The following is a 9,860-nucleotide window of genomic DNA, read 5'->3' as shown; positions in this document are numbered from 1 at the left end:
TTCTGTAATAGTAGTTCTGTGTAGTTAATTTATTATTCGATTTTCTTACTACTATTCTTGTCGGCGGCGGCCGACAGCGCCTCTGCATTTTTAGGTTTCGACCTAAAGGTCGAGTTAAGGGACTTGTGCTGACAAGCCCCTTAACAATCCTAATCAGCCCCACTGACATGCCCTTTGGGGTCATTCGTTGCTCAAAAATAAACAGCGTCTGCGGGACTCGCCTTCGGCTCAAACAATCCTCGACGAATTCCTGTTTATTTTATCCAGTCACGAATGTACCCGCAGGGCCGAAGAGCAGGTACGCATTTCTTTGGTTCTTTCTTGTGCGAGCAAGAAAGAACATAAAAAGATTAGAAGCGATTAATCTCGAATCAACGAAAGATTTTGTAAGGCAGAACCAAATGCAGAAGTGGCTTTTTGGCCAAAACCGAAACAAATCATAAAATAGGCCAATCCGCAGCATCGGTATAATCCAATCGATGATTCTCATCGCTATCCGTCCATTTCGCTATGAACTCTCCATTGGGATCATACATTTGCGTTTGTTTTTTTAAGTTGAACTGGCGGCCTCCTCTTGGATCAGCACCAACGCCCGCAATATATTGCCAATTCCCCCAGTTTGAAGCGGGATCGTAATCGATCAGTTGTTGCTCGAAGTAAGACGCGCCACATCGCCAATCTAAACCCAATTCATTTATTAACGCGGATGCGACAATTTGTCTCCCACGATTGCTCATGTATCCCGTCGCGTTTAGTTGCCGCATACAGGCGTTGACGATTGGATAGGGTGTATTGCCTGCGCACCATTGCTTGAAGCGTTGAGGATAAAAAGTGCCTCTAAGCTTTCGTTTCTCTTGATCGAATAAACCATCGACTAAAAACACGCGCTTGTTGAAGGCGCGTGCATACCATTGAAAGTATTCCCGCCACAGCAACTCGAACATCAGCCACCCGTTATCTTCATTTTCACCATGAACAACTTGGAATTCTTTGAGTGCTTGCGCTGCTTGTTTAACGGATAAGGTGCCATTGGCTAGCCAGAACGACCATTTCGATGAGTTCTCCCAACCATCGAAGGCGTTTCTTGTTTGCTTGTATGTGTTTGCAGCCTTGCTAGAAAAATAGTCATGCAAGTGATCGAGTGCAGCATCTTCCCCGCCTCGCGCAATCGGCTGTTTGTTCAACACCCAAGGGTCGAGAATCAATCGATCAAAATTGAAGGCCAGCAGCGATAGGCTTGGTGGTAACGATCGAATCTCACCATTAGGAACTCGGACGTTTAATCGCTCGGCCAAACGTCTGAATTTACTGAAGGTCGCCGGAAAACTATCTGCCTGAAATTCGATTTCTGCTGCACTAAATAGACACCGTGTCTCTACGCTAATCATATTCACATCAGGCAGCATGGATTTTAGCTGTGCCCACGATTGCGATTCATTAAACGCGACGGGTGTTGAGCGATACACGTGAGTAATTGGAAGATTGGAGCAGATAGACTCGATCGAAGGAATTGGTCTAGCTAAGAAAACATTTAGCGTTTGACCAAGCTCTTTCAAACGGTCATGCATAATGAGCAGTGATTCGGCCAAGAATTGGCGCCGATGAATGCCCAGCGGCTGGCAGCCATATATGTCTCTTTTCAGTTCGCTTGGATCTACGAAATAACAAAATATAAGTTCTTGGCACTCATTTGCCGCACGTTCAATCAAGGGATTGTCGTGTAATCTGAGATCTTCACTTAACCAAACTAACCCAGTCGCGTTCGTCATTTCTACTCCTTTGCTTTGCGTCAAGATATACGTTAGGTAAACAAAATTGGCTTTGCGTTGATGTGACATCTGTAGAAATAAAACTGACAAAAAAGCTTAAAACAATTGCCACTTAAGTGTCATTCATCGGTTTTAGTGTGTTGATCAAATCTCTCGAATCTGAGGTTTGTTAATCAGCTAGGAGCTATCGATATGACACAAGAAAATAACATTGAAAACGTAGTAGCAGGTTTCCAAGATCCTGATGATCTTTCTTCAAATCCATCTGACAACCGTCCGTTTGCTTCAGTTCTTGATGCATATGTGAGTCGTCGAAAAGTTGTTGCTGGTACGCTTGCTGGTTCTACTGCAGCATTTTTGGCGCCAGCTGCACAAGCCGGTTGGGGCTGGCAAAAACCAAAGAAAAACCAAGAATTGGTCGGCTTTAGACCAGTAGAAATCGCGGATGTTATTGATACAACGATGCCTACGATTTCAAAAGACTATGAGTATCAAGTTTTGATTCCTTGGGGTACACCGATCGAACCAGGTGCTACATCAGCCTATGAGGGTGACCCTAATTCACGTCCAAGTTCAAAAGAAGCAGCACTTCAGACAGGTCTTGGTCACGATGGTATGTGGTTCTTCCCAATGGATTTCAAACGAGCGAGCCGTTACGGAAAGCATTACCCTATGCGTAACGATGCGGGAATGCTGTGTATTAATCACGAGTACGGAACGAATACGCACGCATTAGGGAAAGATCTTCCAGAGAACTTGGAAGATGTGCGTTTGTCGCAGAATATACATGGCGTTTCTGTCTTGAAGATTAAGCGCAATTGGAGAGGCCAATGGCGCACAGTTAAAAGCAAAAATACGCGCCGTATTACCGTTAATACGCCAGTGCAGTTCTCTGGGCCAGCGGCGGATTCTCCATTATTACAAAACCCAGCAGGTAATATTGCACTTGGCACTGTGAACAACTGTGGTGCCGGGTACACGCCATGGGGTACGTATCTGACTTGTGAAGAAAACTTCAATGGTTACTTTGGCTCTATCAGTGAAGTGACACCAACAGAAGAACGAGCGCGTTATGGTTTTAATCAATTTGGTTTTGGTTATGCATGGTACGCATTTGATAAGCGTTTTGATTTGAATGACGAAGACTACGTGAATGAGGCAAATCGCTTTGGTTGGATTGTTGAGATCGATCCATTCGATGGCACGCAAAAACCTGTTAAGCGCACTGCACTTGGTCGTTTCAAGCACGAAGCTATTGCGATTAAAGAGCTAGATGACGGTCGCGTTGCTTGTTACATGGGCGATGACCAACGCTTCGATTATTGCTACAAGTTTGAGTCATCGATGGCATGGGAACATGCAATTGCTGATGGCAAGAGCCCGCTAGACGAAGGTACTTTGTATGTTGCTCGTTTTAACGAGGATGGCTCTGGGGACTGGTTAGAATTGTCTATGGATGTTCCAGCTCTAGCGGCTCGTTTTAATGATATGGCTGAGTTGTTAATCAACACGCGCATTGCGGCAGATATTGTTGGTGCAACGCCTATGGATCGTCCAGAGTGGACGACGATAGGCAAAAATGGAGAGGTCTTCTGGACGCTCACTAATAACTCTCGTCGAACTGAACCAAACGCGGCAAACCCTGAAGCACCAAACTCTAATGGCCATATTATTCGTACGACGGACAATGGTTCCGGTAGTTTCTCTTGGGATATTTATATTCTTGCTTCAGATACTGTGAATGAAGAGATTGCATTCTCATCTCCAGATGCAGCATATGCGGATGAAGATGGTCGTTTATTTATCGGCACAGATGGAGGTCAGCCACAAGGTTTGCAGGATCAGTTGACAATCTTTGATACAACTAAGGACCTCGATGATGGGGAAATTCCTCAGCCAAAACGTCTTTTGGTTGGAGTAAATAGTGATGAAATTACAGGCTTTACTCTAACGCCTGATCGTCGAACTGCTTTCGTAAACATACAGCACCCAGGAAATGGTGATCCAAGTTCTACGAACTTCCCTGCGCCAACAGGTAGTGGGTTAATACCACGTGACTGTACCTTAGTGATTACCCGCAAGGACGGCGGAATTATTGGTTCTTAATCAGGTATGAGTTACACGGATGTGCCCTCAAGGAAGAGGGCTTTTTGGCCGGATCTTTCAGTTTCGTCCTGATGGCCTTGTTAAGGGGCTTGTAATGACAAGACCCTTAACTATGTCCAGGCTACTCTCTCTTACTTCGCAATTTACTTTGATTCGTTCGCTCCGCCCGCTCAGTCTTTGGCAATAATCTTGAATAAAGCTTAATGCTCGTCATCCTGGATGGGGGATTGGCTGGCACTCTAACCCCCACTTCGTTAGTATCAAAACAAATCCAAAAGCTTCCTTATAGCGAAGACTAATTAGCCCATCCGAGCTTACTTTGGGTCTAATAAGAACAAATCAAGCGAGGTTCATCATGCAATTTCAGGATCAGGTAGTTATCGTCACAGGCGCGTCAGCAGGTGTAGGGGAGGAGTGTGCACGTCAATTCGCCAAGCAGGGCGCTAAGGTCGTGCTTGCTGCTCGCTCCAAAGACACCATCAAGTCTTTGGCTAAAGAGCTCGGCAATGGAGCGATTGCTGTACCAACCGATGTTGCTAAGCGTGAGGACTGTGAAAGTTTAATTGAACAGAGCGTTGCCGAATTCGGACGTATTGATGTGTTGGTAAACAATGCTGGTTTTCATGGCCGAGGAGATGTCGCCGAAGCAGGTTTAGACGAAATGGATCAGACTATTGATATCAATCTTAAAGGACCTATTCGCCTCACGAAATTAGCTTTGCCATATTTACTCAAAGCACCTAGTGCGGCAGTGGTGAATGTTGCTTCGCTAGCAGGGCGCATTCCCTTAGAAGGAGAAGCGACTTACTCATGCAGTAAATTTGCACTTCGAGCCTTCTCATTAGCGCTAGCAGAAGAATTGAATGAAACTGCTGTGACTGTTTCTTTGGTTTCGCCAGGGCCGATTGACACAGGATTTATTATGGGGCATATCGAAGAAGTGCCTGATCTGGTTTTTTCTCAACCTATGAGTACCGCAGCTGAAATTGCCGAGGCAGTATTGGCTTGTGCGCAAGACGGAAAGCGCGAACGTTCGATACCCGGTTCTTCAGCGATTCTCACGACCTTTGGATATTTATTTCCGGGAATTCGCAGAGCACTTAAGCCTGCGTTGATGAAAAAAGGCGCGAAAGCAAAGCAGTTTTATCTAGAGCGAGAAGCGCGATAGGGGCAGCAAACAAAGAAATAGAACGTCGGAAAATAAAAAGCCCGCTGTCGAGGCCTATTCGACAGCGGGCGTAGAAACTTTTAAATCTTTAAGAAGATGAAAGGCTTTATAGAAAAGGGCCTGAATCTTTTCTGTAACGCCTTTTGATGGTTCTCATTTTAGGGGCGTAGGGGGCGTAGTCACATCGTCCGGAGGGCGTAATCCCCCTTACAAGGGTTAAAAAATTGGTTTTTTTCCGGTTTTGATTTGGTGAATTCTTATTTTCTTAAGCTTTTATTGATCTGAAATTTATCGTTTATAATCGTTTTATGTTCTTTCTTGCTCGCACAAGAAAGAACCAAAGAAATGCGTACCTGCTCTTCGGCCCTGCGGGTACATTCGTGACTGGTTAAAAATGGCGCTGCGGATGGCCCAGGCCACCTTCTCTTGCTTTGCAATTCACCTTGTCTAGCCCGCTTCGCAGTCGTCGAACAGTCCTCGCTTACTCCATTTTTAACTGGCGTCACTCATCCTACGAAAAGGCAGATACCGCTTCGATAAATCTGGGAAACAAACAAAGTCTTGGTCTTGCAACAATCCCCCGTCACGAGAGACGAAAACTTGATCGTTACAATCGGAAATACGCGAGGACTGTTTGAGCCGAAGGCGAGTCCCGCAGCGCCGATTGAAACAAGAGTTTGAGTGAAGCCGAAGGCCTCGAGAGCTTGGGCGCGTTTAGATTCTTAAGACCTTTGGCGTCAAAGGTCTTAAGGCGCTGTCGGCCGCAGCCGACAAGAATAGTAGTAAGAAAATCGAGTAATAAATTAATTAATACAGAAACTGTTTGTCTTGAAAGGGTAAGTTGCCCTAGGTGCAGCTCAGGCTAAGCCCTTAACTCGACCCTTAGGTCGAAACCTGAAAAAAACCAAAGACTTCGGTCGCCGCCGACCAACTAATAACGTAAAACTAAAAAGTAAACTCAACTCTCGCTTTAGCATCCTCTCGGGTATCAACCTTCGATTTACAAATCAAAATCCTCGATGAGGCAAGTTTCTTTTCGTTGACTAAATATTGTTTGAGATTCTCTGCTCGCTGATTCGCAAGTGCTTTTGGGTTTTCGTCATCTTCGTCTGACAGAGCAAACCCGCATATTCCAATATGGATGTCTTCTTTGTCGTTAAGTAAAGCATCCAGCTTGTCTGCAAAGGCTTTTTGCTCTTCGTCTAATTCAACTTCGCCTTCATCAAAATATAAAGGTTCTACGCGAGGTTTTAAGGCGTAACTTCCTGCGATGGTAGTGAGGGTTACGATATTTGCGTAAGGCACAAAGGTGTTAATTAAATAGCTTTGCGAAGCGGCAAGTGCGGCACGCTGTGCGACTAAATTAATAAAACCATTTAAACCAAAGTCGGGGTTGTTGACGTTGCCTTTGAGAGGGATGTCCAGCTCAATGCGTCCGTTACTATCTTCTAAAGAGCTAAGCGCCAGATTCAATGGAATGAATGTTTGCTCTGCAATGCTGCCAGAGTGAACATCGCCGGCGTTATCGATTTCTAAACCGCGAATATGAAGGTCGACCGTGCCGTCAATTTCGTCATCTACAACAGAGACTTTTGTTTCTGAGTCGAGTTGCCCTGCAGACATATCAAAACCTGCAGCAGTCCGGATAAATGGCGAGATCTTAGGAAGTGAAAACTCTTTGAGATTCATTTCTAAGCTGAGATTGGTTTTGTCCTTAAACGGAGCAAGTTCGCTTTTGATTTCTGCTGATGTGTATTGGCCAGCTGTGAACATAGCATGAAGCTGAGCAAAGCTGTCTGGCGTTGTGCTATCAAGTTTTGCCAGAGTGAGTTTGTCGATATTTAAGCTCTGTTTAAATGATGGTGTTACCCCTTCATAGATAAAGTTCACCATCCCCTGATCTTTCAGGGCAAATTTGGATAAAGAAAAACCAAAGGCTTCTTGTTCTGCTGGCTGCTCAACTGATTGCGCGTTTGGTTCTTGAATTTGTTCTTGTTCAGCTACTTCATTTTGCACATCTGCCTTTTCTGCATCTGCTTTTTCAACTTGCTCGTGGGCTTCTTGATGAACTGTTACAAGGTTAGAGACATTCTGCTCTGCATCGACAAATACATTGGCGTTTAGCCCCTCGAGCTCGATTGTCTCAATACTCAGGTTATTTGGGTTTAGGTAAAGTTGATCAACATGAATCGAATTAAGTGTAAGCAGAGGTGTGGGATCTATCTTTTGTTCGTTCTCGTTGGTTTGAATCACTTTAGAAGCGAGTAGTTTTCTTACGGTAATAGACGCAATTTGTCCTATGCTTAGCGCCGAGTCTTTTAGTTCATAGTCAATGCTTGGAATGCTTAGTGCGTTAATAGCAATAAGTATGTCCTTGTTATTGCTGGGGCCGAGTTCTAAGTCTTCGCCCTCTAGGCTAACGATGCCATTTGAGTTCAATACGCCTTCGGATGAGCGGCCCAATGACAGCTCAGATGTTGAGATGTTTAAAGAGCTTTCTCGAATAATGAAGGGATCAATATTCAAGGTGACATTCTCTAAAACGACATTTGTGTTCGTTAATTCAAGCGTCAAATTCTGCGCTTTATCAAGAGATAGTTGACCATTAATTTCATAGCTAATGGCTCCCTCGGCTCGTGAGGTAAAATCTTTGGCAAGATATGCAAAAGCTTTTGTTTGCAGCTCTGCGAGGGACGATGAAAATGATGCCTTGCCTGACAATCCTTCATCTGAAGAATGGAAATCAAAGTCGGTGTCTAGATTCAGCGCAGCGTCGTTCACTAAAGCGTCTAGATGAAAGGTCCCTCTAAGTGAGTCGCTAGCTAACGTCAGTTCAGATAGATTAAGCTTGTTTAGTTGCGCGCTATGTTGTTTGTCGTTGTTGCTGAATTCAATGCTGAGAGCATCAATCTCTAACAGCGGTACATTCAAACTCCACGCTTTAGGGGTAGCGTCGTTATTAGTGTTTGTCTCTTGCTCTTTTTGGTTTGAGTTTTCTGGAATATCAAAAGCGGCAACTCGAGTCGCATCACCATTTCGTTCAATGTTTAGTTGAATATTGTCAAAATCTAGGGCGTCGAACGACACGACATTTTGAGTGAGAGACCAAAGGTTAAGATCAATCACGGCTTCAGAGATCTCTATGCCTAAGTTTTTGTCTTTCGTGTTGATGAGTTGGAAATCTTCAATGCTGACTGCGCCTTTGAATGGATTGAGGCGTACATGACTCCCGTCACTTAATTGCAGTTTATAGTCTACAAGGACTTTGGGCGCATAGTACTGAATAAGGTAAGGACTGAGCAGCCAAACAAGCAACAAACTTGCAATGATCAGAACTATCACAAGAGCAAGAAGTCGATTTAATAATGTGTACACAAGCGCATCCTCATTCGAACGAAACTCAGAGAACAAAATACCTTACCACAAGTTCCTTGTCCTTCCATCGATGTTTGGCTTGATGGCCGAATTTTCTTCGGCTTCATGACCGAGGTGATTTACTTTTGACCGACTACATTTTTGCACTGTAAGTCTTATTGTCTAGACTAGAAAGAGTACTTTAGACAACGCTCATATTCAGGTAATAGTCGTGCAATTGAGCATTGTAAGTGCGACGCTTATTCTAATATTGAGGTTTTGTGAGTTATGAATTATTTATCATTGATTGGCGGATGTGTCATTGCATCTGTTTTTGTTTCGGCTTGTAGCTCAAGCTCAAGCTCTTCTTCTGGAGTTGACTTTGTTGAGAACTCAGCTCCAACACCTAATGACCTTGCCGATGTAACGAAGTCTGTCGATAGCGCTCTTCCATCGTATGGTAGCAATCAAACGGTGGCTCGAGGTTTTGAAAAGTTGCGTCATGGTATCGAAGGCATATTATTTCCCTCTCAATCGTTCGCGATTGCGGCGCCGGTGAATGCAACAGAAAATATCAGTGCCTTGTGGGCAAGTATAAACAATACTGACAAAATTCAGCCACCTGGTGGAGTAGTTCAAACCGATGAGGCCTATCCTAATATCACGGGTATCTTCAGAGCAGGTGAAGATGTTGAAAATGTGAATCTTCAAGATTTCATTGGATATCATCTTGAGTCGGGTTATGCGCGCAGCAATGACGATGGCATTTTTAAACCGACGCTCTTTGGTCAGTTGGACGGGATGTTTAATGTGCTGGGTGTTTTAGCGGGAGGAATTCCAGGAGCAATGGCAGCGGGCACATATGATTTTTGTGTGAGAGAAGACGATACAATGACGCTAGACAATGTCGCGTGCCCCGACCCTATCGACAATACGGTTTTTTCAGTGTCTGTGGAAGTGGTTGATATCAGTACCGAGCAGTCTCTGTTTGATCGAGCGGTGCAAGTGTCAGCGGGGGGCGATCCGTTTGTTTGGTATTGGATTCGCAATAGCGTTACGGCACTAAATGTTTTGCAGCTAGAGCCTGTTAATCAAGACAGAAATGCTGTTGGCATTAATACGCTGCTTCAAAATAAAGAAACGGGTGAGATGCGCTTTGAATATCTGAATGTTTCAGATGATTCTGAAAATGATGCGCAATCTAAGTTGATGCGTTTGTTGATTGAGGGGGGCGATGATGCAGATGTGTATTTTGCAGCTTTTGAAGGTAACTCCGGTGGTCCGGGCACTTACCATAACGCTTTTATCGTTGCGGCGGAATCGGCGGTTCTAGCTGATGCCGCGGCGTTTGCTGAGGTGTCGATGAACATTGAAGATCAGCGTGACAGCACTTCTGCTTCAATCACTGGTACCATTTGTGTAGATCTCGCAGACGGTAGTGTGACTAGCTCATCGAATTGTGC

At 44.6% G+C, this 9,860-nt stretch carries 5 protein-coding genes; 3 read left to right on the top strand and 2 right to left on the bottom strand.

Annotated features, from left to right (window positions below; all coding sequences use genetic code 11):
• Window positions 1-437 precede the first annotated feature (437 nt).
• Window positions 438-1,769: a DASH family cryptochrome gene (locus A3738_RS05715; RefSeq protein WP_068483249.1), complete on the bottom strand. Its 1,332-nt coding sequence runs from the start codon at window positions 1,767-1,769 to the stop codon at window positions 438-440.
• Window positions 1,770-1,961: 192 nt separating this feature from the next.
• Between A3738_RS05715 and A3738_RS05710 the strand changes: the two genes are divergently transcribed.
• Both A3738_RS05710 and A3738_RS05705 read left to right on the top strand, forming a co-directional pair.
• On the top strand, window positions 1,962-3,875 hold the full coding sequence (locus A3738_RS05710; RefSeq protein WP_068483246.1) for a PhoX family phosphatase: 1,914 nt from the start codon (window positions 1,962-1,964) through the stop codon (window positions 3,873-3,875).
• A gap of 355 nt (window positions 3,876-4,230) precedes the next feature.
• On the top strand, window positions 4,231-5,043 hold the full coding sequence (locus A3738_RS05705) for an SDR family oxidoreductase (RefSeq protein ID WP_068502544.1): 813 nt from the start codon (window positions 4,231-4,233) through the stop codon (window positions 5,041-5,043).
• Between the two features lie 945 nt (window positions 5,044-5,988).
• On the opposite strand, the gene A3738_RS05700 is transcribed toward A3738_RS05705, so the two are convergent.
• Window positions 5,989-8,418, bottom strand: a complete 2,430-nt coding sequence (locus A3738_RS05700) for a DUF748 domain-containing protein (protein ID WP_156503999.1) — start codon at window positions 8,416-8,418, stop codon at window positions 5,989-5,991.
• A gap of 267 nt (window positions 8,419-8,685) precedes the next feature.
• On the opposite strand from A3738_RS05700, the gene A3738_RS05695 reads away from it, so the two are divergent.
• A partial coding sequence (locus tag A3738_RS05695) for a hypothetical protein (protein ID WP_156503998.1) occupies window positions 8,686-9,860 on the top strand: 1,175 nt, incomplete at its 3' end.

This window comes from Oleiphilus sp. HI0066, assembly GCF_001635725.1.
The sequence above is the reverse complement of the archived record's forward strand: the minus strand, read 5'-3'. Positions and strand labels throughout refer to the sequence as shown.

Bases quoted from the DNA above. Each gene is read 5' to 3' on its own strand.
- A3738_RS05715 (WP_068483249.1), bottom strand. From the start codon at position 1,769: ATGACGAACGCGACTGGGTTAGTTTGGTTAAGTGAAGATCTCAGATTA.
- A3738_RS05710 (WP_068483246.1), top strand. From the start codon at position 1,962: ATGACACAAGAAAATAACATTGAAAACGTAGTAGCAGGTTTCCAAGAT.
- A3738_RS05705 (WP_068502544.1), top strand. From the start codon at position 4,231: ATGCAATTTCAGGATCAGGTAGTTATCGTCACAGGCGCGTCAGCAGGT.